The sequence below is a fragment of the uncultured Streptococcus sp. genome (genome assembly GCF_963521255.1).
In the GTDB taxonomy this organism is placed as follows: Bacteria; Bacillota; Bacilli; order Lactobacillales; family Streptococcaceae; genus Streptococcus.
In genome coordinates this window covers 260,508-286,597 of record NZ_CAUQTU010000001.1, presented here as the reverse complement: position 1 = coordinate 286,597, position 26,090 = coordinate 260,508, and the positions used below count along the sequence as shown (strand labels likewise).

Sequence of the window (26,090 nt, the reverse complement as noted above, 5' to 3'; positions counted from 1 at the left end):
GTGGGAGAGAGAATTCCACCTCTTGCTTTTGTATAGAGCAGGGATTGTCAAAAAAAGTAGTTCATAGAAAGGTAGAGAGAATATGGTTTTTCCTAGCGAACAAGAACAAATTGAAAAATTTGAAAATGATCATGTAGCCCAGCATTATTTTGAGGTTTTGCGTACCTTGATTTCTAAGAAGTCGGTCTTTGCCCAGCAGGTTGGACTCAAGGAAGTCGCAAATTATCTGGGTGAGATTTTCAAGCGTGTTGGTGCTAAAGTGGAGATTGATGAGACTTATACGGCGCCCTTTGTTATGGCGCATTTCAAGAGTTCGCGCCCAGATGCAAAAACCTTGATTTTCTATAACCACTATGACACTGTGCCAGCGGATGGGGATCAGGTGTGGACAGAGGAGCCTTTTACTCTTTCGGTGCGCAATGGTTTTATGTATGGGCGTGGGGTTGACGACGACAAGGGTCATATCACAGCTCGTTTGAGTGCTTTGAGAAAATACATGCAGGACCATGATGATTTGCCTGTCAATATTAGTTTTATCATGGAGGGTGCGGAGGAATCGGCTTCGACAGACCTGGATAAGTATTTGGAAAAACATGCGGACAAACTCCGTGGAGCGGATTTGTTGGTCTGGGAACAAGGGACCAAAAATGCCTTGGAACAGCTAGAAATTTCTGGTGGAAATAAGGGGATTGTGACCTTTGATGCCAAGGTAAAAAGCGCTGATGTCGATATCCATTCGAGTTATGGTGGGGTTGTGGAGTCAGCTCCCTGGTACCTCCTTCAAGCCCTACAGTCTCTTCGTGCCACAGATGGCCGTATCTTGGTTGAAGGTTTGTACGATGATGTACAAGAGCCAAATGAACGCGAGTTAGCCTTGGTGGATACCTATGCCCAACGCAATCCAGGGGAAATCAGCCAGATTTATGGTTTGGAATTGCCTCTTTTACAAGAGGACCGTGCAGCCTTTCTAAAACGTTTCTTTTTCGAGCCAGCCCTTAATATCGAAGGGATTCAGTCAGGTTATCAAGGACAAGGAGTCAAAACGATATTACCTGCAGAAGCCAGTGCTAAGCTAGAGGTTCGTTTGGTTCCTGGTCTAGAACCGCATGATGTTCTGGAAAAAATTCGGAAACAGCTAGACAAAAATGGCTTTGATAAGGTAGAATTATACTATACCTTGGGAGAGATGAGCTATCGAAGCGATATGAGCGCGCCAGCCATTCTCAACGTAATCGAGTTGGCCAAGAAATTCTATCCACAGGGAGTTTCGGTCTTGCCGACGACAGCTGGGACAGGGCCTATGCATACGGTATTTGATGCCTTAGAGGTGCCAATGGTGGCCTTCGGTTTAGGAAATGCCAATAGTCGAGACCACGGTGGAGATGAAAATGTGCGAATCGCCGATTACTACACCCATATTGAATTAGTAGAGGAGCTGATTAGAAGCTATGAGTAGAGACATTATCAAGTTAGATCAGATCGATGTGACTTTTCATCAAAAGAAGAGAACGATCACAGCGGTCAAGGATGTGACTATTCACATCCAAGAAGGGGATATCTACGGAATCGTTGGATATTCTGGAGCAGGGAAATCAACCCTTGTACGGGTGATTAACCTCTTGCAAAAACCATCTGCAGGGAAAATTACCATTGACGACGATGTGATTTTTGATGGTAAGGTCACCTTGACGGCCGAGCAGTTGCGTCGTAAACGTCAAGATATCGGAATGATTTTCCAGCATTTCAATCTGATGAGCCAAAAGACAGCAGAGGAGAATGTAGCCTTTGCCCTTAAACACTCTGGACTCAGCAAGGAAGAAAAGAAGGCTAAAGTAGCTAAGTTGTTGGACTTGGTTGGTTTGGCAGACCGTGCTGAAAACTACCCTTCACAACTATCTGGTGGGCAAAAACAGCGTGTAGCCATTGCGCGTGCCTTAGCTAATGATCCAAAAATCTTGATTTCAGACGAGTCAACTTCTGCCCTTGATCCGAAGACAACCAAGCAGATTTTGGCCTTGTTACAAGATTTGAACCAAAAATTAGGCTTGACAGTTGTCTTGATTACGCATGAAATGCAGATTGTCAAAGACATTGCCAACCGTGTTGCAGTTATGCAGGATGGGCATTTGATTGAAGAGGGAAGTGTCCTTGAAATCTTCTCAAACCCTAAACAACCCCTGACCCAAGACTTTATCTCAACAGCCACAGGTATTGATGAAGCCATGGTTAAGATTGAGAAGCAAGAAATCGTGGAACATTTGTCTGAAAACAGCCTCTTGGTGCAACTCAAGTACGCAGGTGCTTCAACAGACGAGCCGCTTTTGAATGAATTGTACAAGCAATATCAAGTAACAGCTAATATCCTCTATGGGAATATCGAAATCCTCGATGGCACTCCTGTTGGAGAATTGGTTGTGGTCTTGTCGGGTGAAAAAGTAGCGCTAGCAGGTGCCCAGGAAGCCATTCGTCAGGCTGGTGTGCAGTTAAAAGTATTGAAGGGAGGACAGTAAGATGGAATCATTGATTCAAACCTATTTACCAAATGTCTATAAAATGGGCTGGGCTGGTCAAGCAGGCTGGGGAACAGCCATCTACCTAACCCTTTATATGACAGTTCTTTCTTTCATCATCGGAGGGTTCTTGGGGTTAGTGGCAGGTCTCTTTCTCGTCTTGACAGCGCCAGGTGGTGTTTTGGAGAATAAGGTCGTTTTCTGGATTTTGGATAAGATTACCTCTATTTTCCGTGCTGTTCCTTTCATCATCCTCTTGGCAATCTTGTCTCCACTTTCTCACTTGATTGTTAAGACTAGTATCGGGCCTAATGCAGCCCTTGTGCCACTTTCTTTTGCAGTCTTTGCCTTCTTTGCCCGTCAGGTACAGGTTGTCTTGGCTGAATTGGATGGCGGTGTCATTGAGGCGGCTCAAGCTAGCGGAGCGACATTCTGGGATATCGTAGGTGTTTACCTATCAGAAGGTCTTCCAGATTTGATTCGTGTGACGACTGTGACCTTGATTTCCCTTGTTGGGGAAACAGCTATGGCCGGTGCGGTTGGAGCTGGAGGTATCGGTAACGTGGCCATCGCTTATGGATTTAACCGCTACAATCACGATGTGACCATCTTGGCAACCATCATTATCATTTTGATTATTTTTGTAATCCAATTCTTGGGAGATTTCTTGACCAAAAAATTGAGCCATAAATAAAAAAGAGCCGCGTGGCTCTTTTTTAGTAATCAGATTTTCTGTGCAAATTTTTTACTTAAGGCTTGTCCAATCAAAGCACCTAATAGGGCTCCGATGACAATACTTGCGATAAATAGAAGAACGGTTCCAGGGTTTGGCGCGACCATGATACGGTCGATATATTCTTGGGATTTTCCTCTTGCTAGAAGGGTTGCCATATAGGCTTGGGGTGCAATCCACATGAGTAGAATTGGTCCTGATGTGCTAAAAGCGAAAATAACGAAAGAAAGGAAGTTCTTTGTTTGGTCCTTGTATTTTCCTAAATGAGCTACTCCATCTGCTAGGAGGCCACAGATAATTCCAGGAAGGAAGGCACCAGCACCGTGTTTAGTTCCCAAGAAAAAGAGGGCCATGACAAGGCCGATAGTTGTAATGGCTCCAAAGCGCGGAACTTTTGCGATCAAGATCATATAGACACTACCGCCGACAAGGGCAGTAAAGGCAGGCGCATAAAACATGTTTCCAGTTTGGTCGAGGAGATTGCCCAAAAGGACACCAATCCCCATGCAGAGGAAGTAAAGAACTGCGAAAAGCAGTGTAGTTAAGATAGATTTTTTCATGAACTGTCTCCTGATAAATTTTTCATAATTCTCATTGTACCACGGTTTGATGGGATTGTAAATGGGGAGAAAATGTTATTGTTTGTTTGTCAAACTAAATTTTTTATAGATTTGTTAATAGTAGATGGTTAGATTGTTTTACTGTAAGGCTTAAACAAATTCAATCTTCGCCTATCTACTAAACAAACAACGCATTAAGGCTGCCCAACAACTTTTGCTTTCAACTAGTGACAGTATCGAAGATATTTGTTATGCTGTTGGTTACAGTAACGTTGGATATTTCTATAAAGTGTTCCGAAAATTGTGCGGAAAGTCTCCCAAAGCCTACAGAAAACAGGTAGAAACTATACTATAAGATTTGTATTCCCTTACAAAAGGTGTTATAATATAAATAATAATATCAGGAGGTTCTATCATGAAAAAGAAACCGATTTATCTATGGGTCTTGCTAATCTTGTCTGCTCTTATTTCAGCAATGTCTCTGTTTGGAATGTTGAGTCCCTTACCTAGCAAAGAAGCTCTTCGTGCCGCTCAGAAACAAGTTGCAGGGGTCAGTGCTCAGCAATTAGAAGACCAGCTTAATTACACCTATAGAGTAGCAGAATCAACTCATTCTATTTTTAATATGGCCTTGATTGTGCTATCTGCTATTTTAGTGGTAGTAGCGATTGTCTTCCTTGTTCGTAAGAATTTGCAATATGCAAACTATACTTATGTCGGCTATGTTTTGCTAGCCATTATTGGTTCGATTTATGGCTATGTTGGTTTACAGGACGCTGTGCAGTTAGTTCACGATGAAACAATGCGTTTAGGGATAAGTGTTATTTCACAAGCCGTTAGCATTCTCTCTATCGTCATCAATGTTCTTTTCCTAGCCCTTGTTTTCTATAAGATTTGGCGTCAACAGAAAGCCTCGGCAGAAGAAGAGGAAACAGAAGAACTTGCCTAAGTATTGACAAAAAATAACTATCAAGTTACAATCTTGGTAGTTATTTTTCGATTATAGATAAAATCATGGAGGTAAATATGAAGACAATTTCTTTAGTTTATATCAGTCTGAGTGGGAATACCGAGAGTTTTGTGACACGCCTGAAAGACTATCTCTTGTCCCAGTACGAGGGGATTGAGGTTCAAAAGATTCATATCAAGGATTTGGTCAAGGAAGGCCAAGATTTTTATGAAATGGACCATCCTTACGTCACTTTTCTGCCGACCTACCTTGAAGGTGGGAATGGCGTGGATAACGGAGATGTTGAGATATTGACGACACCGGTGGGGGATTTTATCGCCTATGGTGACAATGCTAGTAAGTGTTTTGGTGTGGTTGGTTCAGGAAATCGTAACTTTAATAACCAATACTGCCTGACAGCTAAGCAATACAGTCAACGTTTTGGTTTCCCTGTATTGGCTGATTTTGAAATGCGAGGCATGCTGGGAGATATCAAACGTGTCGCAGCGATTATCGCAGATTTGTATGATTTGGAAAGTTAAGCTTCGGCTTGGCTTTTTTTATCCTAGGAAGTTTTATCAGAACTCTTACTTTCTATGCTCCAAGAGTTGATTGATATGGTCTACTTTTTTTGATGCTCTTTTATAGGAAATAGTCCAAATGATGAGGTAGACAATTGCAAACTCGATAATGAGCTGGAGGTAGAAATTCCAGTGGAAGGGGAACCAACCTGCTAGGGTTGCTAGTGGGACAAAGCCAGCCAGCATGAGGAAGAAATGAGTCAGAGTCGCACGGAGCAAGCTCCAGTCACGGCTGAATAATCGCTTGCCAAAGTTGAAGAGAATACCGATAGCTGCCCAAATAAGTGTGCAGTAGAGCAAGACCAAGGCACCGTGAACCTGATATTGCACCATCACTTGCCCGATCAGAGACTCGGGACTCAGTGGGGCGTAGGTGTTTGGGGCGTAGATGAATGAAAAGAGGATAGAGAGGATGAGGCCGATGAGGACACCGGCGGTTGCGTCGTGAAATACTTGTTTTTTCATAGTTCTAATTTCTCCTTGATGGTTTTTAGGTAACGACGTGAAGAGTAGGTGAAGCTTTCGTTTTTCAAGAAAATTTCAACCAGACCGTTGGGCGTGAGCTTGAGATGAGAGATGGAGTTGATATTGATGAGTTCTGATTGGGAAATTTGGATAAAATTGCTTGGCAAAAGTTCAAGGATCTGATAGAGCCGTAAATCAATGGTGTAGGTCTGACTAGCCGTTTCTGCTAGAACCTTCCGATTCTCGATATAGAAGCGTTGTATCTTACCAATCTCAACGAGATAGACTTGATTATCGATTTTCCCTTTGATTTTTTCTGTTAGATCCAGATTTTCTGCGAACTCGATGACTTTCTGGATTTTATCTGTCGGCTGAGGTGCTTGAACAATCAGCTTTTCCTCTTCGTAAGTTTCACTAATCTGTAGTTCTACTTTCATAAATTTCTCTCCTTGTTTTTCATACAAAATTGTGATCACTTCTTGTACACCTTTATTAAACACTATTTTACGACACCTGACAAGGGACTTTGTTTATGTGGAGGGATTTGGCTCCTATGTGGTGGAGCTTTTCTGTCCTTTCTGAAATATGGTATAATAGCACTAATCAATTTCTAGGAAAATAGATACAGAAAGGGGCTGAAAGATGTCTCATATTATTGAATTGCCAGAGGTGCTGGCAAACCAGATTGCGGCTGGAGAGGTTATCGAGCGTCCAGCTAGCGTTGTTAAGGAGCTGGTAGAAAATGCCATTGATGCGGGCTCTAGTCAGATTATCATTGAGATTGAGGAAGCTGGTCTCAAGAAAATTCAAATCACAGATAATGGTCATGGAATTGCCCACGATGAGGTAGAGCTGGCTCTGCGTCGCCATGCGACCAGTAAGATAAAAAATCAAGCAGATCTTTTTCGAATTCGGACGCTTGGTTTTCGTGGTGAAGCCTTGCCTTCTATAGCGTCTGTTAGTGTCTTGACTCTGTTGACGGCGGTGGATGGTGCTAGTCATGGAACCAAGTTAGTCGCGCGTGGGGGAGAAGTTGAAGAAGTCATCCCAGCGACTAGTCCTGTGGGAACCAAGGTTTGTGTGGAGGACCTTTTTTTCAACACGCCTGCCCGCCTCAAGTATATGAAGAGCCAGCAAGCGGAGTTGTCTCATATCATTGATATTGTCAACCGTCTGGGCTTAGCCCATCCTGAAATTTCGTTTAGTTTAATCAGTGATGGCAAGGAAATGACGCGAACAGCAGGAACTGGTCAACTGCGCCAAGCTATCGCAGGGATTTATGGTTTGGCGAGTGCAAAGAAGATGATTGAAATTGAGAACTCTGACTTAGACTTCGAAATTTCTGGCTTTGTGTCCTTGCCTGAGTTAACTAGAGCCAACCGCAACTATATCAGTCTTTTTATCAATGGTCGTTATATCAAGAACTTTTTACTCAATCGTGCTATTCTTGACGGCTATGGTAGTAAGCTCATGGTAGGTCGTTTTCCACTGGCTGTCATTCACATTCATATCGACCCTTATCTAGCGGATGTCAATGTGCATCCAACCAAGCAAGAGGTGCGGATTTCCAAGGAAAAAGAACTGATGACCCTGGTTTCAGAAGCTATTGCAAACAGTCTTAAGGAACAAACTTTGATACCTGATGCCTTGGAAAATCTTGCCAAATCTACTGTGCGCAATCGTGAGAAGGTGGAGCAAACTATTCTCCCACTCAAAGAAAATACGCTCTACTATGAGAAAAGTGAGCCGTCAAGACCTAGTCAAGCTGAGGTGGCTGATTATCAGGTAGAATTGACTGATGAAGGACAGGATTTGACTTTATTTGCCAAGGAAACCTTGGATCAGCTAACCAAGCCAGCAAAACTGCATTTTGCAGAGAGAAAGCCTGCTAACTATGAGCAACTAGACCATCCAGAGCTAGATCTAGCTAGTCTTGATAAGGCTTATGACAAGCTGGAGCGAGAAGAATCATCCAGCTTCCCAGAATTGGAATTTTTCGGACAGATGCATGGGACTTATCTCTTTGCCCAAGGGCGAGATGGGCTCTACATCATAGACCAACATGCGGCTCAGGAACGGGTTAAGTACGAGGAGTACCGTGAAAGCATTGGTGATGTTGACCAAAGTCAACAGCAACTCCTAGTGCCCTACATCTTTGAATTTCCAGCGGATGATGCCCTGCGTCTCAAGGAAAGAATGGCACTTTTAGAGGAAGTGGGCGTCTTTCTAGCAGAGTACGGAGAAAATCAATTCATCTTACGTGAACATCCTATTTGGATGGCAGAAGAAGAGATTGAATCAGGCATCTATGAGATGTGTGATATGCTACTCTTGACCAAGGAAGTTTCTATCAAGAAATATCGAGCAGAGCTGGCTATTATGATGTCCTGCAAGCGATCTATCAAGGCCAATCACCGTATCGATGACCATTCAGCTAGACAGCTCCTCTATCAGCTTTCTCAATGTGACAATCCCTACAACTGTCCCCACGGACGTCCTGTTTTGGTGCATTTTACCAAGTCGGATATGGAAAAGATGTTCCGACGCATTCAGGAAAATCACACCAGTCTCCGTGAGTTGGGGAAATATTAAACTAAAAGGAAAACTATGTACGAATATTTAAAAGGAATTATTACCAAAATCACTGCCAAATACATTGTTCTTGAAACCAACGGTATTGGTTATATCCTGCATGTGGCCAATCCCTATGCCTACTCAGGTCAGGTTAAACAAGAAGTTCAAATTTATGTGCATCAGGTCGTACGTGAGGATGTCCATCTGCTTTATGGATTTCGCTCAGAAGATGAGAAAAAGCTCTTTCTTAGTCTGATTTCGGTCTCTGGGATTGGTCCTGTATCAGCTCTTGCTATTATCGCTGCTGATGACAATGCTGGTTTGGTTCAAGCCATCGAAACCAAGAACATCACCTACTTGACCAAGTTCCCTAAAATTGGCAAGAAAACAGCCCAGCAGATGGTGCTGGACTTGGAAGGCAAGGTAGTAGTTGCAGGAGATGACCTTCCTGCTAAGGTGGCAGTGCAAGCAAGCGCTGAAAACCAAGAACTGGAAGAAGCTATGGAAGCCATGTTAGCGTTAGGATACAAGGCAACTGAGCTCAAGAAAATCAAGAAATTCTTTGAAGGAACGACAGATACAGCTGAGAACTATATCAAGTCGGCCCTTAAAATGTTGGTCAAATAGGAGCAGAGCATGACAAAACGTTGTTCGTGGGTCAAGATGACCAATCCGCTCTACATTGCCTATCATGATGAGGAGTGGGGTCAGCCCCTCCATGATGAGCAAGCATTGTTTGAGTTATTGTGTATGGAAACATATCAGGCAGGCCTATCTTGGGAAACGGTGCTAAACAAACGTCAAGCTTTCCGAGAAGCCTTTCATGGCTATCAAATTCACGCAGTCGCAGAGATGACCAACACCGAACTGGAAGACTTGCTGGAGAATCCAGCCATCATTCGAAATAGAGCGAAAATTTTTGCTACACGCGCTAACGCCCAAGCCTTTCTACGACTACAGGCAGAGTACGGCTCTTTTGATGCCTATCTTTGGTCTTTTGTTGAGGGGAAAACTGTCGTTAACGATGTTCCCGATTACCGCCAAGCCCCAGCTAAAACACCTTTGTCTGAAAAATTAGCCAAAGATCTCAAAAAACGAGGTTTCAAGTTCACAGGCCCAGTCGCTGTCTTGTCTTTTCTACAAGCAGCAGGGCTAGTTGATGACCACGAGAATGATTGTGAATGGAAAAGCGGTCACTAGTGTGTACAGGTAACTAGCATATCTGAGAATATAGAAAAAAGCTGAGAAATTTTTCCCAGCTTTTTATATATACTATTAGATTGGTTAGAGTGAAGTCAGAAAAGTGATTCCACCTAAAATAACACCAGCTGAATTTGGAATGATTAGTATCCAATCCTTCTTAGGTTCCTTTGTCCATCCATAAATAACCCAGATTAAGCAAGATATTGCAGCTGATAAAGGTTGAAATGGTTGAGCTTTATTTCCCTGTAAATTAGCGATAATTTGAGGTATGTAGGCAATAAATACTATAATTCCAATAAAGGCACCAATAGAACCTACGATTCGATTAATTTTTTGTTTTGTCATATACACCTCCTTTAAAAGGATATCATAGAAATTAGCGAAATGCAATAAATTCAGATACAAATTGTAACGAAAACCAATACAAAAGCATAAAAATAGAGAAACTATTTATTTTTTGTTATAGTCAAAGCGAATGATTTGCTCCTTTGTATCTACATAGGCGTGAACGCCAAAGGGGACAATGGCTCTTGGAGTTGCGTGGCCGATATTCAGATTATAGACAATCGGGATATTGCTGTCAATGATATCCAGTAGTGCCTCTTTATAGTCGTCATAGAAAGTTTCATCCATAGGTTTTCCGACCAGGAGTCCACTGATGACCGCGAATATCCCAGTTTCCTTTAAAGTCTGCAACATCTTTTTGAAATATTCTGGCTCAGGCTTTTCTTCGCTTGTTTCTAGCAAGAGAATCTTTCCTTCCCAGTCTGATAAGTCAGGGAAAAGTTTGTACTTTTGGCAGAGCTCCGTGCTGTCTGCGTATCGAGAGTTGTTAAAGATATCGTAGAGGGATTCGAGACAACCACCGAGGATTTCTCCATCGAACTGGGCATTTCCTTGCAACAGTTCAAAACCAGTATTTTCATGACTGACACGAGGTGTTCCTAGAGCCTTGGGACTGAAGTCGGTTCGTTCCTCATACCAAACGTGACTGGGGCGGATTTCTGAGATTCTTCCCGTCTCGATCAATTCTTTAAAGTAGTGAAGGCTATAGGTCAGCATTTCCTTGTCCAATTCACAAATGTCTGCTAAAAAGGATTGACCATAAAAAGTTTTAATACCTAGTTTATGCAACATAAGGTGGTTCATGGTTGTATCTGAGAAACCAAGAAAAATCTTTTGTTTGATAACTTTTTCTAGTTGGTCATTTTCAAAAAGATAGGGTAACAAACGATAGGTGTCGTCTCCACCGATGGCGCATAGGATCATGTCGATGCTATCATCAGAAAAGGCTTGCATCAAATCCTCTGCACGAGCTTCAGGATGGTTCTTGATAAAGTCTAATCCATTTAGCGAATGGGGCAAAAAGATAGGATTGAGTCCCAGGTCCTTGAGACGTTGGACACCCAAGTCCACTTCGTGTTTGACAAAGTCCTCTCCGATAATGCCACTAGATAAACTAACAATACCAATAGTAGAAACTATATCTCATCCTCCTAGAAATAGATTGATACTCTTCGAAAATCAAATTCAAACCACGTCAGCTTTGCCTTGCCGTACTCAAGTACAGCCTGCGGCTAGCTTCCTAGTTTGCTCTTTGATTTTCATTGAGTATGAGCCTATTTTATCACAAAAGATAAGAGAAAGCTATGTGGGATTTCAGAAGAATGCTTTTAAATCAAGAAAGTAGCAAAAAAGCAACCGCGCCTGCAGTTGCTTTTATGATTCTTCTTAATAACGTGTTGGTCCTGCACTTGCGCTGCGGATGTTCAAGCGTTTCTTGAGATAGAAGCGAAGGGCTAGGAGGGCTGCTCCGATAATAGCGAGTGGCAATGGAGCAAGTACTGGGTTAAGGCTAGCTGGTAGGAAGCTTGTTGCAAAGAAGACAAGCAACCAAAGGAACATAGAAGCTAGGATAACCAGTACAGATTTCCAGAAAGGTGGACGTTGACTGCGGTCCATATCTGGTCCATAGTATTGGTAAACAAAGTAGTACATCAAGTAGAAGGCAAATCCACCAACCAGTCCAACTAATAGGAGGGTAATCAAACCGTAACCGATAGCTTGATCTGCTGAGAAGAAGGTTGTGAGGGCGCTGACGAGAGCAAAGAGGCTAGTGATGAAAAGGGCTGAATCCATAATCATGAGTTTTGGATCATCATTTTCTTTTGGATGCTCTTTTTCGTACTGCTCTTTGACAGTGAAGCTATGCGCCCAGTGAGTTGGTGCGCCATAGAGGGAGCGAGCAGTCGTACCTTTGACTTGCTCTTCAAGGATTTGGGGAATAACTTCCTCAAAAATAGTTTTGATTTCAGCATCTGTTTTCCCATCTTTGATGAATTGTTGGGTAGCGATGTGGACAAACTCTTGGTTTTTCTTTGTTAATTTTTGTAGATCAATCTGAGACATAGGAACTCCTCTTAGAACCATTTTTTATGGATGAGATAGAGAGTGAGCGAGACACTCATAGCAAAGGCGATAAAGACGATTAACCAGAAGGCATTCGGTTCGCCATTTAGGGGGATTTCATTATCCTTAAAGTTCATCCCGTAGGCAGAAAAGACCATGGTTGGGATGGACATAACGATGGTCACAAGGGCCAAGGTTTTCATGATGTTGTTCTGGTTGTTAGAAATGATAGAGGCGAAGGTCTCTGTCATAGAGTGCAAGACGTTTCCATAAATGTCTGCCATCTCGATGGCCTGTTGGGTTTCAATCAGGGTGTCTTCAAGCAGATCTTCGTCCTCAAGGTATTTCTTGATATTGCTGGTTGAGCTGGTCAATTTCTTAATCACACGTTCATTTGTTTTGAGGGAAGCCTTGAAATAGACGATGGTTTTTTCCAATTCCATGAGCTCAATCAATTCTTCATTACGAGTTGATTGATGCAGTTGACTTTCGATTTGTTCACTCTTGCGGTCAATCGAACGAAGGGCTGTTAGGTAAAGCTCTGCATTGCGATAGAGAATCTGGAAGATAAAACGCGAACGCATGAAGGTGTAGAAATTACGTAATCGACGGTTGATAAAGACATCGAGGACCGGTAATGGTTCCAAACAAGTAGTGATAATGGTTTCCTCTGTGATGATAATACCAAGCGGGATGGTGACGTAGTAGGTGCGATTATTTCTTTCCTCTGTGACTGGAACGTCTACGATAATCAGGGTATACTCGTCTTCAATGGTAATACGAGACATTTCTTCCGCATCGAGCGGTGCTCGGAGGTCGGCAATATCAATATCGAAGGCGTTAGCGATTTCGAGTGATTCATTTTGAGTCGGATTGACGAGATTGATCCAAGTACCCGGTTCAAGCGTATCGATCTCTTTAAATTCAGTTGTTGTAGAGAGAAAAACTTGTTTCATATCCCTTATCCTTTCTCATTTTTCAGATTTTTTCACACCGTACTATTATACTATAAATTCAGCCTTTTGGGTAATAGAATTTCACTTTTTTTGGTATAATGGTAAGCAATAATGGACTAGAAAGAACAAAGATGCAAGATAAAATTGTCATTCATGGGGCGCGTGCCCATAATTTAAAAAATATTGATGTGGAGATTCCGCGAGACAAGTTGGTTGTTGTGACTGGCTTGTCAGGTTCAGGGAAATCCAGTCTGGCCTTTGATACCCTCTATGCGGAGGGACAACGTCGCTATGTAGAGAGTTTGTCAGCCTACGCTCGTCAATTCTTGGGAAATATGGAGAAGCCGGATGTAGATGCCATTGATGGCCTCAGCCCAGCTATTTCCATCGACCAGAAAACGACTAGTAAAAATCCTCGCTCGACGGTGGGAACAACGACTGAAATCAATGACTATCTGCGTCTCCTCTACGCGCGTGTGGGGACGCCTTACTGTATCAACGGGCATGGGGCTATCAAGGCTTCTTCTGTGGAGCAAATCGTAGATAAGGTCTTGGAATTGCCAGAACGCCAACGTCTGCAAATTTTAGCTCCTGTCATCCGCAAGAAAAAAGGACAGCACAAGAGCGTAACTGAAAAGATTCAGAAAGATGGGTATGTCCGCGTCCGTGTGGATGGGGAGGTCTATGATGTGACCGAAGTGCCAGAGCTGTCTAAGAGCAAGCAACACAATATCGATGTTGTGGTTGACCGTATTGTTATCAAGGAGGGTATCCGTAGTCGTCTCTTTGATTCCATTGAGGCTGCCCTTCGTATCGCAGAAGGTTATGTCATTATCGACACCATGGACGACTCTGAGTTGTTGTTCTCTGAGCATTATGCCTGCCCAGTTTGTGGATTTACTGTTCCAGAGTTAGAGCCACGTCTCTTCTCTTTCAATGCTCCTTTTGGTTCTTGTAGTGAGTGTGATGGCTTGGGCATCAAGCTGGAGGTGGATACTGATTTGATAGTGCCAGATGCCAGCAAAACGCTACGTGAGGGAGCTTTAGCACCTTGGAATCCTATCTCTTCTAACTATTATCCAAATATGCTGGAACAAGCTATGACAGCCTTTGGAGTGGATATGGATAAGCCTTTTGAGGACTTGTCAGAAGAAGATAAGAACTTGATTCTCTACGGCTCAGATGGCAAGGAATTCCATTTCCACTATGAGAATGAATTTGGTGGCGTGCGCGATATCGATATTCCGTTTGAGGGAGTTGTTAATAATATCAAACGTCGTTACCACGAAACCAATAGTGACTACACCCGCACCCAGATGCGTCTTTACATGAATGAGCTGACCTGCGGAACCTGTCACGGCTATCGTCTCAATGACCAGGCCTTGTCTGTCCGTGTGGGTGGCCAGCAAGGGCCACACATCGGAGAAATTTCAGACCTGTCTATCGCAGATCATTTGGAATTAGTGAGCCAGCTGACCCTGTCTGAAAATGAAGCCATCATCGCCCGTCCTATTCTCAAGGAAATCAAGGACCGCTTGACCTTCCTTAATAACGTGGGCCTTAACTATCTGACGCTGTCGCGTTCGGCAGGAACCCTTTCGGGTGGGGAAAGTCAGCGTATTCGCTTGGCGACCCAGATTGGTTCCAACCTATCAGGTGTCCTTTATATTCTAGACGAGCCGTCAATCGGTCTTCATCAGAGAGACAATGACCGCCTGATTGCCAGTCTGAAAAAGATGCGCGATTTAGGTAATACCCTCATCGTGGTGGAACACGACGAAGATACCATGCGCGAGGCGGATTACCTGATTGACGTTGGTCCTGGTGCAGGTGTTTTTGGTGGGGAGATTGTCGCTGCAGGTACGCCCAAGCAGGTGGCTCGCAACAGCAAGTCTATCACAGGCCAGTACTTGTCAGGTAAACGTGCCATTCAAGTACCAGAAGAACGCCGTGTTGGTAATGGTCGTTTTATCGAAGTGACAGGAGCGCGTGAGAACAATTTGCAAAATGTTACCGCTCGCTTTCCTCTTGGAAAATTCATCGCGGTGACAGGGGTATCGGGTTCAGGGAAATCTACCTTAATCAACAGTATCCTCAAAAAAGCCATTGCCCAGAAGCTCAACCGTAATTCAGACAAGCCTGGTAAATTTAAGACTATTACAGGGATTGAGCATGTAGACCGCTTGATTGATATTGACCAAAGCCCTATCGGACGAACACCGAGGTCCAACCCTGCTACCTATACGGGAGTTTTTGATGATATACGTGATCTCTTTGCTCAGACTAATGAAGCCAAGATTCGAGGCTACAAGAAGGGTCGTTTCAGTTTCAACGTTAAGGGTGGTCGCTGTGAAGCCTGCTCAGGTGACGGGATTATCAAGATTGAGATGCACTTCTTGCCAGACGTTTATGTTGCCTGTGAAGTCTGCCACGGAACCCGCTACAACAGTGAAACTTTAGAAGTTCACTACAAGGAAAAAAATATCTCGCAGGTCTTGGATATGACGGTCAACGATGCGGTAGAATTTTTCCAACACATTCCTAAAATTCAACGCAAACTCCAGACCATCAAGGATGTGGGGCTGGGCTATGTAACGCTAGGGCAACAAGCTACTACTCTTTCTGGGGGAGAAGCCCAGCGTATGAAGTTGGCTAGCGAACTCCACAAACGCTCGACAGGAAAATCTTTCTACATTCTGGATGAGCCGACGACAGGGCTTCATACTGAGGACATCGCTCGCTTGCTTAAAGTCTTAGCTCGCTTTGTTGACGATGGCAATACAGTCCTTGTCATTGAGCACAATCTGGATGTCATTAAGACAGCAGACCATATTATCGACCTGGGTCCCGAGGGCGGTGTCGGTGGTGGAACCATCATCGCAACGGGAACTCCAGAAGAAGTAGCTGCCAACGAAGCCAGCTACACAGGACAGTATTTGAAAGGAAAGTTACATCATGAATAAACGTGTACAAGCATTTCTCACTAAAATGCAAGAAAAAGAACTGGATGGCATTATCATCAATAATCTTAAAAACGTCTATTACCTGACTGGTTTTTGGGGTTCGAACGGAACAGTTTTTATCAGCCGTGACCGTCAGGTCTTAGTGACAGACTCTCGCTATATCATCGCAGCCAAGCAAGAAACCAGTGGGTTTGAGATTGTGGCTGACCGCGATGAATTGGCTGTCATTGCAGGAATTGTTAAGGACATGGGCTTGTTTCGAATTGGTTTTGAGGATGAGATTTCGGTCTATTATTACCACCGTATGCAGGCAGCTTTTGCAGGTTTGGACTTGCTTCCGCAAACTCAGTTTGTTGAAGGTCTTCGAATGATTAAGGATGAGGCAGAGATTGCAGCTATTCGCAAGGCTTGTTCTATCTCAGACCAAGCTTTCCGTGATGCGCTTGACTTTATCAAACCTGGAAAGACAGAGATTGAAATTGCCAACTTCCTTGACTTCCGCATGCGTGAGTTAGGAGCATCTGGCTTGTCTTTTGATACTATCCTAGCTAGCGGTATTAACTCTTCTAAACCCCATGCCCATCCCATGCACAAACCAGTGGAATTGGGAGAAGCTATTACCATGGACTTCGGTTGCCTTTATGACCACTATGTCAGCGATATGACACGGACTATCTATCTGGGGCATGTCAGCGACGAGCAAGCAGAGATTTACAATACAGTTCTCAAAGCCAACCAAGCCTTGATCGATCAAGCCAAGGCAGGATTAGGTTTCCGTGACTTTGACAAAATCCCTCGTGATATTATCATTGAGGCAGGTTATGGTGACTACTTTACCCACGGTATTGGGCACGGTATTGGCCTGGATATCCATGAAGAGCCTTACTTTAGCCAGACTTCTACAGAAACTATTAAGGCAGGTATGACCTTGACCGATGAGCCAGGTATCTATATCGAAGGTAAATACGGTGTTCGTATAGAGGATGATATCTTGATTACAGAGACAGGTTGTGAATTATTGACCTTGGCTCCAAAAGAGTTGATAGTCATTTAAGAGTCAAACAATTCAAATGATTGACTTTTAAAATTTAAAGGTTTATACTGAAAGACGAAAACGGTAGGTGAGGCTACCATAGGGATACGGATGACTACCGCAAAGCAGTGGAGACACTACTCGTTGGTCAACAGTTTTGGTCGCGAAGGCTAAGACTAAGCTCATTACATTGCCCTATGGAGTTAAAGCTTGAACGAAAAAACAGATATTTAGTTTTTTAATCCTGCCATTTTATGGTGGGATTTTCTACTGTTTAAAACAAAGAAAGGAGACAGACGATGCAAATTGACGACCATCCGGAACCGCACATACACAGCCAATCGCTGATTTGTGTCGTTCTGCCCTTATAAAGTGATTGGTCTCTGTGTATGAAACACATCATTCATACAGATAGGAGAAACCAATGAAAACAACAAAAGAAAGATTAGCAACAGCTATTCAAGTCCCTTTAGACGAGAGTCTAACTTTTTATCATACCAGTTTAAACGGTTTGACAGAGGAACAGGTCGAAAAAAATCGTGACCTCTATGGCGAAAATGTGATTACCAAAGGCCAAGAAGACAGTATCCTCAAAAAGATTTACGAATCTATTATCAATCCATTTACAATCATCTTGCTGGTTATCGCCGTGATTTCCTTAGTGACCAATGTCTGGTTGGCAAAACCAGGTCAAGAGGATCCGACGACTTCCATTATCATTGTTGTCCTAGTTCTCATTTCTGGAGGCATTCGATTTGTCCAAGAACTCCGCAGTGACAAGGCAGCCACCAATCTTTCAAAAATGATTGTCAACACAGCGACAGTCATTCGTCAAGGAGAAATCCAAGAAGTACCTATCGATGATTTGGTAGTAGGTGACGTGGTTAAATTAAGCGCTGGAGACATGATTCCAGCAGATCTTCTTTTATTTGAGTCGCGCGATTTCTTTGTACAACAGTCTGGCTTGACAGGCGAAAGTGATTCTGTTGAAAAATTGGCCTTGACCAAGGCAACGGTTCAACAATCTGATAGTCTTCTCGAAGCCGAATCCTTGGCTTTTATGGGAACCAATGTCTTATCTGGTAGTGCCAAGGCCATGGTTTTGGCGGTTGGTGATGATACCATGATGGGGGCTATTGAGCAGACTCTGAACACCTATGACGAGCCCACTTCGTTTGAGCGAGAGATGAATAGTATCTCTTGGCTCTTAATTCGCTTGATGTTGGTCATGGTGCCCGTCGTTTTCTTGTCCAATGGTTTAACAGATGGAGATTGGTTAGAAGCTGGCGTATTTGCCTTGAGTGTTGGTGTTGGGCTTACACCTGAGATGCTTCCTATGATCATCACGGCCAGTCTAGCAAAAGGCTCCATTATCATGGCTAAGGAAAAAGTGGTTATCAAAAAACTCAATGCCATACAGGACTTAGGGGCGATTGATATCTTGTGTACAGATAAGACAGGAACTCTAACCCAAGATGAAATCGTTCTAGAATATCCCTTGGACATCCACGGACGCTTGGATTTGACTGTCTTGAGACGAGCTTATCTCAATTCTTATTTTCAAACGGGCTTGAAAAACTTGATGGACAGAGCCATCATTAAACGGACTGAAAAGGAAGCCAAAGAACACGCCCTCTTGCAAAATCTAGATCAAACCTTTCAAAAAATAGATGAATTGCCCTTTGATTTTGAACGTAGACGGATGAGTGTTATAGTTAAGGATGAACACGAAGTTGTTAGTTTGGTAACTAAGGGTGCCCTAGAGGAAATGCTTGCGATTTCCAGTCATGCGGAATACCAAGGAGTGATTACTCCCTTGACAGATACTATTAGAGAGGAAATATTAGCGGAAGTCCGACAACTCAATCAACAAGGTTTGCGTGTCTTGGGAGTGGCCTATAAGTCAGGTTTAAGGGAAGGTCATGCCTATACAGTTGATGACGAAGGGGATATGATTCTAACTGGTTATTTAGCCTTCCTAGATCCTCCTAAACCATCTGCAGCACCAGCAATTAAGGCTTTGTTAGAACATGGGGTTCAAACAAAGATTTTGACGGGAGACAACGAAAAAGTTACCCAAGCAGTCTGTGAAAAGGTTGGTTTGGATATCAATCAGATGCTGTTGGGGTCTGAAATTGATCAGATGAGTGATCAAGAATTGGCCCAAGCCGTAGAGGAGGTAACAGTCTTTGCCAAACTTTCTCCTGACCAAAAAGCAAGGATTATTTTGCAATTTAAGGCTAATGGTCATGCTGTCGGCTATATGGGAGATGGAATCAATGATGCTCCTTCTATGAAAGTTGCAGATGTGGGGATTTCTGTTGATACAGCAGTAGATATTGCCAAAGAAACAGCTGATGTTATCCTACTTGATAAGGATCTCATGGTACTTGAAAAAGGACTTGTTGAAGGGCGTAAGGTCTATGCTAATATGACCAAATATATCAAGATGACAGTGAGTTCTAATTTTGGAAATATCTTATCCCTATTGGTCTCTGGAATCTTTTTACCATTTTTACCAATGGCACCAGTCCATTTGATTATCCTAAATCTAGTCTATGATTTGTCTTGTATTGCCTTGCCTTTTGACAAGGTGGACAAAGATTTTTTGAGAAATCCGCATACATGGGAAGCCAAGTCTATTACACGTTTCATGGTTTGGATGGGTCCTATTTCTTCTGCTTTTGATATTTTGACCTTTATTTTGCTCTATTTTATCATTGTACCCATGACGACAGGTCATGCCTATGTTCATGGAGCAGAGTCGGCCGTAGGCTTTATTGTCTTGTTCCAGACAGGTTGGTTTATCGAGTCCATGTGGTCACAGACTATGGTTATCCATATGCTGCGTTCAGCCAAAATTCCCTTTTTACAAAGTCGTCCAGCTTGGCTAGTCCTTGTGACAACCTTATTGGCTGCAGCCTTTGTGACCTTCCTTCCCTACAGTCCACTCGCAAGCCTTCTTCATCTCACTCCTTTAAAACCGATTTATTTCATCTCTTTACTTTTCATCATTATTTTGTATATGATTAGCGTGACAATTGTGAAAAAAATCTATATCAAGAAATATAAAGAATGGCTGTAAATTTCATTTTGTCAAGAAAAAAGTACGAAAATGACGAAAAAAGTCAAAAAATTTAAAAATAGGTCGCAAGTCGGATGTTTTTTATGGTATAATAGACTAAACTGATAGTAACATGTAGCGAAAGGGGTAGGTACATGATTAAAATTTATACAGTCTCAAGTTGTACTAGCTGTAAAAAAGCAAAAACCTGGCTCAATGCCCACCAGTTAAGTTATAAAGAACAAAACCTTGGTAAAGAAGGAATTACGAGGGAAGAATTACTGGATATTCTAACCAAAACAGATAATGGAATAGCCAGCATCGTTTCATCTAAAAATCGCTATGCCAAAGCCCTTGGAGTGGATATTGAAGATTTGAGTGTCAATGAAGTACTCAATCTGATTATGGAAACACCGAGAATTTTAAAGAGCCCAATCCTTGTAGATGAGAAACGCCTGCAAGTTGGCTATAAGGAAGACGATATTCGTGCCTTCCTACCACGCTCTGTCCGTAATGTAGAAAATGCAGAAGCACGTTTGCGTGCAGCTCTATAAACATCAAGGCTGGGAGTGCTTCCTAGCCTTGTTTACTCTTTTGATTCAAAAATGATGTGAGGAATTATGAAAAAAATACTGATTACAAGTTTTGCACTACTTTTCTTGCTTGCTGGATGTGGGCAAAAAAAAGCGACAACTGCGTCCTCTAGTAGTGAATCTGAGACATTACAGTCAACCTTACCTGTCCTAGAGAATGCTGAGAAGAATACAGTAGTTACAAAAACATTTATGCTACCGAAGTCAACAGACGGTAGTCAGCAGATTCAAACGGTCACATATAAAGGAAAACAATTTTTAAGTTTGACTATTATTCAGAAAAGACCAGTTACCGATGAATTGAAGACTTTTGTAACTGAGCATGGTGTAGAGGCTACTCAAAAAGCCCTCATTGAGGCTGAAGGTAAAGATACCTCGATTCAGGAAGCACGAAAGTTGCCAGGTTTTACACTTGAGACGAAGATACTAAGTGAAACAGAAATTCAAACAACAACTACTTATGATTTTCAGGTTTTAGATATCAAAAAAGCTTCACAGGTTGAATATCTAAAGAATATTGGCTTGGAAAATCTTTTGAAAAATGAACCGAGTCAATATGTAGCAGACAGACTGGCAAATGGCGCGACAGAACAGTAGAAAATCCAAATAAATAGACTGCCTGAATTGTAGAGCGTAAGGAATTATGCTATAATGGTACTATTCTAAGGAAAGAGGGTGTTAGAATGGGATTTACTGAAGAAACAGTACGTTTTAAATTGGATGATTCCAATAAAAAAGAAATTAGCGAGACTCTGACTGATGTTTATGCTTCGTTGAACGATAAGGGCTACAACCCAATTAACCAAATCGTAGGTTACGTATTGAGTGGAGACCCTGCCTACGTTCCTCGCTATAATAATGCACGAAATCAAATCCGTAAGTATGAGCGTGATGAAATCGTTGAGGAATTGGTCCGCTACTACCTTAAAGGACAAGGAGTCGATCTGTAACCTATGAGAATTATGGGATTGGACGTCGGTTCAAAAACGGTAGGGGTGGCCATCAGCGATCCGCTCGGTTTTACAGCTCAAGGACTTGAAATCATCCAAATCAATGAGGAACAAGGCCAATTTGGTCTTGACCGCGTTAAGGAGTTGGTTGGTACTTACAAGGTGGAACGATTTGTAGTGGGCTTGCCTAAAAACATGAACAATACAAGCGGACCGCGCGTGGAAGCTAGTCAGGCATACGGAGCAAAGCTAGAAGAGCTTTTTGGTTTACCAGTAGACTATCAAGATGAACGCTTGACAACAGTTGCCGCGGAGCGCATGTTGATTGAACAAGCAGATATCAGTCGCAATAAACGCAAGAAAGTCATTGATAAGTTAGCAGCTCAGCTGATTTTACAAAATTATTTAGATAGAAAATTTTAATATAAAGGAGAGGCTATGTCACACGATCATAACCACGACCACGAAGAACGTGAACTAATCACACTAGTAGATGAGCAAGGAAATGAAACCTTGTTTGAAATCCTTTTGACCATTGACGGAAAAGAAGAATTTGGTAAAAACTATGTTCTCCTAGTACCAGTTAATGCAGAAGAAGACGAAGACGGACAAGTTGAAATTCAAGCTTACTCATTCATCGAAAACGAAGATGGAACAGAAGGCGAATTGCAACCAATCCCAGAAGACTCAGAAGACGAATGGAACATGATTGAAGAAGTCTTCAATAGTTTTATGGAGGAGTAAAAATGTTCAGTGAACATTTTTACCCCAACTCCTAGAAATTGGAAGAGTTGGAACATCCAGTGGACGTTTTTAGCCCTGAGCTAGAAAATAGAAACGCAGGCATATCCAGTGGATGTTTTTAGCCCAGCTCTTTGAAATAAGAAAGAGCTGGTAAGTCCGGGGGATGTTTTACCCTACGTTAACTTCATAGTAGCTAGTTATTAGCTAACCAGGTAAGAGGTCGGGACGAAAATCCTGGCCTCGTTTTTGTTAGTTATGAGACTTTATTGAGGCAGTTGATTGAACCTGTAATTAAGGAGATGTATATGTTTGAAGTAGAAGAATGGCTTCATAGTCGGATTGGTTTGAATTTTCGATCAGGCTTGGACCGAATGCAAGAAGCGGTGGATTTGTTAGGAAATCCCGAGATGTCTTACCCTATTATCCACGTCACTGGGACTAATGGGAAAGGTTCTACCATTGCTTTTATGAGGGAGTTATTTATGGGGCATGGCAAAAAAGTTGCGACCTTTACCTCCCCTCATATCGTCTCCATCAATGACCGAATCTGCATTAATGGACAACCTATAGCAGACTCAGACTTTATCCGTTTGGCTGAGCAGGTCAAGGAGATGGAAAAGACGCTTTTGCGAACCCATGACCAGTTGTCCTTTTTCGAATTGCTGACCTTGATTGCTTTTCTTTATTTTAGAGAGCAAGAGGTGGATTTGGTTCTACTAGAAGTGGGAATTGGTGGCTTACTTGACACAACCAATGTGGTAACTGGAGAGATTGCTGTCATCACCTCCATCGGACTTGACCATCAGGAGACTCTGGGTGACAGTATAGCAGCAATTGCAGAGCAGAAAACTGGTATTTTTAAGGCTGGTAAGAAGGCAGTGATTGCGAAGTTGCCTTCAGAAGCTAGGCTTGTTTGTCAGAAAAAAGCAGACTCTTTAGCTGTTGACCTTTATCAGGCAGGTCAGGATTTTTCAATGCTGAATGGGGATTTTTCAAGTTCTTTACTAAATATTTCGCAGCTGAAAATAGGTTTAGAAGGAGCTTATCAGCAGGAGAATGCGGCCTTGGCGCTACAAACGTTTCTTCTCTTTATGAGGGAAGAAACGGAAGTTGTTAATGAGAGGGCTGTAAGACAGGCATTGGAGCAGACCCATTGGGCTGGGCGTTTGGAGCGTATTCATCCTCAGATTTACTTGGACGGTGCTCATAACCTCCCTGCCTTGACTCGCTTGGTTGAATTTATTAAAGAAAAAGAGCAGGAAGGATATCGTCCTCAAATCCTATTTGGAGCCTTGAAACGGAAGGATTATCAAGGGATGTTGGCTTATCTGACTGAAAAATTGCCTCAGGTGGAACTCAAGGTGACCGGCTTTGACTATCAAGGTTCTTTGGATGAGACAGATGTGACCGGTTACCATGTAATTCCTTCTTATCGAGAATTTATTAGCAATTTTGAAACAAGGGCAGAAGCTCAGGACTTGCTGTTCGTTACAGGGTCTCTCTATTTTATCTCAGAAGTACGGAGTCACCTACAGGAGCATGAGCAGATAAATTGACCTCCTTTTTTGAACTTGTTATACTAGGGGAACTGCCAGTTAGAAGAAAATTGCTCTAAATTGGTAGAAGAAAGGAAATTCATCACGAAATTAAAAACATTCACACTTTCTCTTTCTTCTCTAGCAAGTCTTAGTCTCTTAGTAGCTTGTTCACAGAGAACTCAACAGGTTCAACAACCAGCAGCTCAATCGCAAACTCAACAAACTCAGCAATCACAACCTGCTGCTTCATCTTCTACAGAAAATAGCAACCAGGCAGCAACAAGTTCTTCACAAAATACAGTTACAGCTCAACCAACTAATATTGATGGAACTTATACTGGTCAGGATGAAGGAGACTGTATCACTTTAGTGGTAACTGGAACAACTGGTACATGGACACAGATAGAAACTGACGGAGATCAAGAAATCAATCAGGTTAGCTTCGATGCTGCTAATCAACGCATGATTATTGGGGATGATGTCAAGATTTATGCAATCAATGGCAATCAGATGATTATCGACGATATGGATAGAGAAGCGTCTGATCGCATCGTTTTATCAAAATAGACTAGAAGGAGACTGGATTTTTCGGTCTCTTTTATGATTACTCAGAAAAATAATCATAAATACTTGCCTTCTGTCGAATACCTGAGTTATACTAGTATCAATTACCTGTTTTTAGCATTCAAACTATCAAGGAGGGGATATGAAATATAGGAAATTTCAATTATTAATGTCCAAGTATGGCTTTAGCCTTTTGATTATGCTACTTGAGCTTTCTCTTGTTTTTGGCCTCTTTCTTTATTTAGGGCGGATGGCTCCTATTCTTTGGGTGATTCTCTTAATCATTATGAGTATGGCAACTATTGTCGCAATTGTCAATCGTTCCATGACGCCTGAAAGCAAAGTAATGTGGCTAGTGGTGACTTTTGTTCCTGTTATTGGTCCTTTGCTCTATCTAATGTTTGGTGAAAGACGATTGTCTAAAAAAGAAATCAAGCAGTTGAACAGACTTGGTTCCATGCATTTTCGGGAGGATAACAGTAAAGCTCTCCGCCAGAAATTGAAGGGAGATGATAAGGCGGCTTACGGAGTTATCAAATCTTTGCTAAGTATGGATAGCAATGCCGATGTCTATGATCGAACCGATTCACAATTCTTTTCTTCAGGTGAAAGCATGTGGCAACATATGCTGGAAGATCTCAAGAAAGCTGAAAAGTTTATCTTTCTAGAGTATTATATTGTCGAAGAAGGTTTGATGTGGAATAGCATACTAGATATACTAGAGCAAAAGGCAGTTCAGGGTGTAGAGGTCAAGATGCTCTATGATGATATTGGCTGTATGGCGACTTTGCCTGGAGACTATACTATTCATCTTCGTAGTCGAGGAATTGAAGCCCATAAGTTTAACAAGGTGATTCCTCGTTTGACGGTAGCTTATAATAACCGGGATCATCGTAAAATCCTTGTCATAGATGGTCAGGTAGCTTATACAGGAGGGATTAACTTAGCCGATGAGTACATCAATCATGTAGAACGCTTTGGCTACTGGAAGGACAGTGGGATTCGCATAGATGGTCCTGGTGTCAAGGCTCTAACCCGTCTCTTTTTGATGACTTGGTACATCAATCGTGGGGAAATCAGTGATTTTGACCAGTATCACTTGGAAAACCATCCTTGTTCTAGCCAAGGACTCTGCATTCCTTACGGTAGTGGACCCAAGCCCATCTTCCGTACTCAGGTAGGGAAAAAAGTTTATCAAAGTTTGATTAATCAGGCTACTGATTCAGTCTATATCACAACACCCTATTTGATTATTGACTACGACTTGACAGAGAGTATTAAAAATGCGGCTATGAGGGGTGTTGATGTCCGCGTTGTAACACCTTTCATTCCAGATAAAAAATTAATCCAACTGATTACAAGAGGGGCCTATTCGGATTTGTTATCGGCAGGAGTAAGAATTTTTGAGTATAGTCCAGGCTTCATTCACAGTAAACAAATCTTAGTAGATAAGGACTTTGCTGCAGTTGGAACCATTAACTTAGATTACAGAAGTTTGCTTCACCACTATGAAAATGCAGTTTTGCTATATAAAGCGGCATCAATCACAGAGATTCAAAAAGATTTTGAGGAGATTTTTTCAGTATCGCAAGAAATTTTTGCTCATACGATAAAAAATAGCTGGTATCAAAAATTGATTAAGGAAATTGCCCAGTTATTTGCCCCTATCTTATAAGAAATCTAGGACTCAGGACACAAGCC

Annotated in this window: 26 protein-coding genes, 1 pseudogene and 1 riboswitch; of the genes and pseudogenes, 20 read left to right on the top strand and 7 right to left on the bottom strand. The window is 42.3% G+C overall.

Translation table 11 applies throughout. The annotated features are described in order from the left end of the window. The first annotated feature begins 82 nt into the window (after positions 1-82). The 3 genes from RWP09_RS01400 to RWP09_RS01390 are packed head-to-tail and all read left to right on the top strand — an operon-like array spanning position 83 to position 3,204. Positions 83-1,456, top strand: a complete 1,374-nt coding sequence (locus RWP09_RS01400; protein ID WP_314433176.1) for a M20/M25/M40 family metallo-hydrolase — start codon at positions 83-85, stop codon at positions 1,454-1,456. Continuing rightward, a complete protein-coding gene (locus RWP09_RS01395) occupies positions 1,449-2,510 on the top strand; it encodes a methionine ABC transporter ATP-binding protein (protein WP_314433174.1) in 1,062 nt (353 codons plus the stop codon). The genes RWP09_RS01400 and RWP09_RS01395 overlap by 8 nt, the downstream gene beginning before the upstream one ends. Position 2,511: 1 nt before the next feature. Next, positions 2,512-3,204 carry a methionine ABC transporter permease gene (locus tag RWP09_RS01390; protein ID WP_314433171.1) on the top strand — a complete coding sequence of 231 codons (693 nt, stop codon included), beginning with the start codon at positions 2,512-2,514 and terminating at the stop codon, positions 3,202-3,204. Between the two features lie 29 nt (positions 3,205-3,233). Here RWP09_RS01390 and RWP09_RS01385 read toward each other — a convergent pair whose 3' ends face one another. Beyond that, positions 3,234-3,803: an MptD family putative ECF transporter S component gene (locus RWP09_RS01385; RefSeq protein ID WP_314433169.1), complete on the bottom strand. Its 570-nt coding sequence runs from the start codon at positions 3,801-3,803 to the stop codon at positions 3,234-3,236. 154 nt (positions 3,804-3,957) lie between these two features. Between RWP09_RS01385 and RWP09_RS01380 the strand changes: the two are divergent. The 3 genes and pseudogenes from RWP09_RS01380 to nrdI form a co-directional block, all read left to right on the top strand. Next, a pseudogene (locus tag RWP09_RS01380) lies at positions 3,958-4,158 on the top strand (helix-turn-helix domain-containing protein); the annotation flags it as partial. Positions 4,159-4,218: 60 nt separating this feature from the next. Continuing rightward, on the top strand, positions 4,219-4,752 hold the full coding sequence (locus RWP09_RS01375; RefSeq protein ID WP_314433167.1) for an ABC transporter permease: 534 nt from the start codon (positions 4,219-4,221) through the stop codon (positions 4,750-4,752). 77 nt (positions 4,753-4,829) lie between these two features. Continuing rightward, on the top strand, positions 4,830-5,294 hold the full coding sequence (gene nrdI / locus RWP09_RS01370; RefSeq protein WP_314433166.1) for a class Ib ribonucleoside-diphosphate reductase assembly flavoprotein NrdI: 465 nt from the start codon (positions 4,830-4,832) through the stop codon (positions 5,292-5,294). A gap of 45 nt (positions 5,295-5,339) precedes the next feature. On the opposite strand, the gene RWP09_RS01365 is transcribed toward nrdI, so the two are convergent. Together RWP09_RS01365 and RWP09_RS01360 are read right to left on the bottom strand one after the other, a co-directional pair. Then, a complete protein-coding gene (locus RWP09_RS01365; RefSeq protein ID WP_314433164.1) occupies positions 5,340-5,798 on the bottom strand; it encodes a DUF3021 domain-containing protein in 459 nt (152 codons plus the stop codon). Beyond that, complete coding sequence (locus tag RWP09_RS01360; RefSeq protein WP_314433162.1) at positions 5,795-6,235, bottom strand: LytTR family DNA-binding domain-containing protein; 441 nt, start codon at positions 6,233-6,235, stop codon at positions 5,795-5,797. The genes RWP09_RS01365 and RWP09_RS01360 overlap by 4 nt, the downstream gene beginning before the upstream one ends. 205 nt (positions 6,236-6,440) lie before the next feature. Between RWP09_RS01360 and mutL the strand changes: the two genes are divergently transcribed. Genes mutL through RWP09_RS01345 form a run of 3 tightly spaced genes read left to right on the top strand, consistent with a single transcriptional unit; the run spans position 6,441 to position 9,572 of the window. After that, positions 6,441-8,390 (top strand): DNA mismatch repair endonuclease MutL, encoded by a 1,950-nt coding sequence (gene mutL / locus RWP09_RS01355; RefSeq protein WP_314433160.1) that lies wholly within the window; start codon positions 6,441-6,443, stop codon positions 8,388-8,390. 15 nt (positions 8,391-8,405) lie between these two features. Then, complete coding sequence (gene ruvA, locus RWP09_RS01350; RefSeq protein ID WP_314433157.1) at positions 8,406-8,999, top strand: Holliday junction branch migration protein RuvA; 594 nt, start codon at positions 8,406-8,408, stop codon at positions 8,997-8,999. A gap of 9 nt (positions 9,000-9,008) precedes the next feature. After that, positions 9,009-9,572, top strand: a complete 564-nt coding sequence (locus RWP09_RS01345) for a DNA-3-methyladenine glycosylase I (RefSeq protein ID WP_314433155.1) — start codon at positions 9,009-9,011, stop codon at positions 9,570-9,572. A gap of 84 nt (positions 9,573-9,656) precedes the next feature. Here RWP09_RS01345 and RWP09_RS01340 read toward each other — a convergent pair whose 3' ends face one another. The 4 genes from RWP09_RS01340 to RWP09_RS01325 form a co-directional block, all read right to left on the bottom strand. After that, complete coding sequence (locus RWP09_RS01340) at positions 9,657-9,920, bottom strand: SemiSWEET family transporter (RefSeq protein ID WP_000166114.1); 264 nt, start codon at positions 9,918-9,920, stop codon at positions 9,657-9,659. A gap of 105 nt (positions 9,921-10,025) precedes the next feature. Further along, the gene (locus tag RWP09_RS01335) at positions 10,026-11,060 is read right to left on the bottom strand and encodes an LD-carboxypeptidase (RefSeq protein WP_314433469.1); all 1,035 of its coding nucleotides are present in this window, start codon (positions 11,058-11,060) and stop codon (positions 10,026-10,028) included. A gap of 246 nt (positions 11,061-11,306) precedes the next feature. Further along, positions 11,307-11,984, bottom strand: a complete 678-nt coding sequence (locus RWP09_RS01330; protein WP_314433153.1) for a DUF1129 domain-containing protein — start codon at positions 11,982-11,984, stop codon at positions 11,307-11,309. Between the two features lie 11 nt (positions 11,985-11,995). After that, the gene (locus RWP09_RS01325; protein WP_000815623.1) at positions 11,996-12,940 is read right to left on the bottom strand and encodes a magnesium transporter CorA family protein; all 945 of its coding nucleotides are present in this window, start codon (positions 12,938-12,940) and stop codon (positions 11,996-11,998) included. Between the two features lie 131 nt (positions 12,941-13,071). Here RWP09_RS01325 and uvrA point away from each other — a divergent pair, with 131 nt between their 5' ends. The 11 genes from uvrA to cls all read left to right on the top strand — a co-directional run bounded on the left by uvrA (position 13,072) and on the right by cls (position 26,064). Then, the gene (gene uvrA / locus RWP09_RS01320; protein ID WP_314433150.1) at positions 13,072-15,903 is read left to right on the top strand and encodes an excinuclease ABC subunit UvrA; all 2,832 of its coding nucleotides are present in this window, start codon (positions 13,072-13,074) and stop codon (positions 15,901-15,903) included. Further along, positions 15,896-16,957, top strand: coding sequence for a Xaa-Pro peptidase family protein (locus RWP09_RS01315; protein ID WP_314433148.1), 1,062 nt, complete (start codon positions 15,896-15,898; stop codon positions 16,955-16,957). Before uvrA ends, RWP09_RS01315 begins: the two co-directional genes overlap by 8 nt. Before the next feature lie 57 nt (positions 16,958-17,014). Further along, positions 17,015-17,166: riboswitch (M-box (ykoK) riboswitch) on the top strand. A 194-nt stretch (positions 17,167-17,360) separates the two neighbouring features. Continuing rightward, entirely contained in the window at positions 17,361-20,021 is a 2,661-nt protein-coding gene (mgtA, locus tag RWP09_RS01310) for a magnesium-translocating P-type ATPase (protein WP_314433147.1), read from the top strand. Positions 20,022-20,155: 134 nt separating this feature from the next. Further along, on the top strand, positions 20,156-20,554 hold the full coding sequence (gene spx, locus RWP09_RS01305; protein ID WP_000591165.1) for a transcriptional regulator Spx: 399 nt from the start codon (positions 20,156-20,158) through the stop codon (positions 20,552-20,554). Between the two features lie 66 nt (positions 20,555-20,620). Continuing rightward, positions 20,621-21,190: an SP0191 family lipoprotein gene (locus tag RWP09_RS01300; protein WP_314433145.1), complete on the top strand. Its 570-nt coding sequence runs from the start codon at positions 20,621-20,623 to the stop codon at positions 21,188-21,190. Between the two features lie 86 nt (positions 21,191-21,276). Further along, positions 21,277-21,543, top strand: coding sequence for an IreB family regulatory phosphoprotein (locus RWP09_RS01295; protein WP_000507059.1), 267 nt, complete (start codon positions 21,277-21,279; stop codon positions 21,541-21,543). Positions 21,544-21,546: 3 nt separating this feature from the next. Next, positions 21,547-21,966, top strand: a complete 420-nt coding sequence (ruvX, locus tag RWP09_RS01290) for a Holliday junction resolvase RuvX (RefSeq protein WP_314433143.1) — start codon at positions 21,547-21,549, stop codon at positions 21,964-21,966. 15 nt (positions 21,967-21,981) lie between these two features. Beyond that, positions 21,982-22,287, top strand: a complete 306-nt coding sequence (locus RWP09_RS01285) for a DUF1292 domain-containing protein (protein WP_000017620.1) — start codon at positions 21,982-21,984, stop codon at positions 22,285-22,287. Between the two features lie 305 nt (positions 22,288-22,592). Next, on the top strand, positions 22,593-23,843 hold the full coding sequence (locus RWP09_RS01280) for a folylpolyglutamate synthase/dihydrofolate synthase family protein (RefSeq protein WP_314433141.1): 1,251 nt from the start codon (positions 22,593-22,595) through the stop codon (positions 23,841-23,843). Positions 23,844-23,903: 60 nt separating this feature from the next. Beyond that, positions 23,904-24,392, top strand: a complete 489-nt coding sequence (locus RWP09_RS01275; RefSeq protein WP_314433139.1) for an SP_0198 family lipoprotein — start codon at positions 23,904-23,906, stop codon at positions 24,390-24,392. Positions 24,393-24,531: 139 nt separating this feature from the next. Continuing rightward, entirely contained in the window at positions 24,532-26,064 is a 1,533-nt protein-coding gene (gene cls / locus RWP09_RS01270) for a cardiolipin synthase (protein ID WP_314433137.1), read from the top strand. Positions 26,065-26,090: the final 26 nt, after the last annotated feature.

Bases quoted from the DNA above. Each gene is read 5' to 3' on its own strand.
- RWP09_RS01400 (WP_314433176.1), top strand. From the start codon at position 83: ATGGTTTTTCCTAGCGAACAAGAACAAATTGAAAAATTTGAAAATGAT.
- RWP09_RS01395 (WP_314433174.1), top strand. From the start codon at position 1,449: ATGAGTAGAGACATTATCAAGTTAGATCAGATCGATGTGACTTTTCAT.
- RWP09_RS01390 (WP_314433171.1), top strand. From the start codon at position 2,512: ATGGAATCATTGATTCAAACCTATTTACCAAATGTCTATAAAATGGGC.
- RWP09_RS01385 (WP_314433169.1), bottom strand. From the start codon at position 3,803: ATGAAAAAATCTATCTTAACTACACTGCTTTTCGCAGTTCTTTACTTC.
- RWP09_RS01375 (WP_314433167.1), top strand. From the start codon at position 4,219: ATGAAAAAGAAACCGATTTATCTATGGGTCTTGCTAATCTTGTCTGCT.
- nrdI (WP_314433166.1), top strand. From the start codon at position 4,830: ATGAAGACAATTTCTTTAGTTTATATCAGTCTGAGTGGGAATACCGAG.
- RWP09_RS01365 (WP_314433164.1), bottom strand. From the start codon at position 5,798: ATGAAAAAACAAGTATTTCACGACGCAACCGCCGGTGTCCTCATCGGC.
- RWP09_RS01360 (WP_314433162.1), bottom strand. From the start codon at position 6,235: ATGAAAGTAGAACTACAGATTAGTGAAACTTACGAAGAGGAAAAGCTG.
- mutL (WP_314433160.1), top strand. From the start codon at position 6,441: ATGTCTCATATTATTGAATTGCCAGAGGTGCTGGCAAACCAGATTGCG.
- ruvA (WP_314433157.1), top strand. From the start codon at position 8,406: ATGTACGAATATTTAAAAGGAATTATTACCAAAATCACTGCCAAATAC.
- RWP09_RS01345 (WP_314433155.1), top strand. From the start codon at position 9,009: ATGACAAAACGTTGTTCGTGGGTCAAGATGACCAATCCGCTCTACATT.
- RWP09_RS01340 (WP_000166114.1), bottom strand. From the start codon at position 9,920: ATGACAAAACAAAAAATTAATCGAATCGTAGGTTCTATTGGTGCCTTT.
- RWP09_RS01330 (WP_314433153.1), bottom strand. From the start codon at position 11,984: ATGTCTCAGATTGATCTACAAAAATTAACAAAGAAAAACCAAGAGTTT.
- RWP09_RS01325 (WP_000815623.1), bottom strand. From the start codon at position 12,940: ATGAAACAAGTTTTTCTCTCTACAACAACTGAATTTAAAGAGATCGAT.
- uvrA (WP_314433150.1), top strand. From the start codon at position 13,072: ATGCAAGATAAAATTGTCATTCATGGGGCGCGTGCCCATAATTTAAAA.
- RWP09_RS01315 (WP_314433148.1), top strand. From the start codon at position 15,896: ATGAATAAACGTGTACAAGCATTTCTCACTAAAATGCAAGAAAAAGAA.
- mgtA (WP_314433147.1), top strand. From the start codon at position 17,361: ATGAAAACAACAAAAGAAAGATTAGCAACAGCTATTCAAGTCCCTTTA.
- spx (WP_000591165.1), top strand. From the start codon at position 20,156: ATGATTAAAATTTATACAGTCTCAAGTTGTACTAGCTGTAAAAAAGCA.
- RWP09_RS01300 (WP_314433145.1), top strand. From the start codon at position 20,621: ATGAAAAAAATACTGATTACAAGTTTTGCACTACTTTTCTTGCTTGCT.
- RWP09_RS01295 (WP_000507059.1), top strand. From the start codon at position 21,277: ATGGGATTTACTGAAGAAACAGTACGTTTTAAATTGGATGATTCCAAT.
- ruvX (WP_314433143.1), top strand. From the start codon at position 21,547: ATGAGAATTATGGGATTGGACGTCGGTTCAAAAACGGTAGGGGTGGCC.
- RWP09_RS01285 (WP_000017620.1), top strand. From the start codon at position 21,982: ATGTCACACGATCATAACCACGACCACGAAGAACGTGAACTAATCACA.
- RWP09_RS01280 (WP_314433141.1), top strand. From the start codon at position 22,593: ATGTTTGAAGTAGAAGAATGGCTTCATAGTCGGATTGGTTTGAATTTT.
- cls (WP_314433137.1), top strand. From the start codon at position 24,532: ATGAAATATAGGAAATTTCAATTATTAATGTCCAAGTATGGCTTTAGC.